At 38.5% G+C, this 675-nt stretch carries 1 pseudogene; it reads left to right on the top strand.

Annotated features, from left to right (window positions below):
• Window positions 1-104 precede the first annotated feature (104 nt).
• Window positions 105-675 (top strand): annotated as a pseudogene (locus A5N85_RS13375) (hypothetical protein); the annotation flags it as partial.

Genomic DNA, 675 nt, shown 5'->3' with positions numbered 1-675 from the left:
AAGCGAATGTAGATGGCAGTATTGCGATTAAGTTAGCGAAAGATATTGATTTGACAGAAGGTGGTAGTGTCAAGTTAGGTGATACCACAATTAATAACGGAGGATTGACAATTAACGGCGGTCCTTCTGTTACTAGGACTGGTATCAATGCTGGCAATACAATAATTAGCAATATCGCCGCAGGTGTAAAAGATACCGATGCTGTTAATGTGCGTCAGCTAGATAAAGCAGCAAAAGCAGCGAAAACAGAAGTACAGGCGGGAACCAACATTGTTGACGTTGTTAAGACAGAAGGTGCTGATGGACAAGCAATCTATACAGTGAATGCGAAAGGCACAATAGTCACACAAGGAGACGGCATAACTGTAAGTAGCAGTGATAAAGCAAATAATATTACCGATTATACAATAGGACTATCACAAGATACGAAAGACAAATTAGATAAAGCTGATAGCGCCTTACAAGAAGTTGTCACACAAATTGATGGTAATGCAGTGAAAACATTGACGAAGACTAATAATACAGCGAACTTCATTACAGGCGATAACATCACCTTGACGAATGAAAATGGTGGAATCAAAGTTGCAACGAAGAAAGACGTATTATTTGACAACATTAATGTTGGACCGATAACCATTAACAAAGATAATGGAATCAACATGGGTGATAAGAAAA

Origin of the sequence: Suttonella ornithocola (genome assembly GCF_001889065.1) — a bacterium.
Classification (GTDB): Bacteria; Pseudomonadota; Gammaproteobacteria; order Cardiobacteriales; family Cardiobacteriaceae; genus Suttonella_A; species Suttonella_A ornithocola.
The sequence above is the reverse complement of the archived record's forward strand: the minus strand, read 5'-3'. Positions and strand labels throughout refer to the sequence as shown.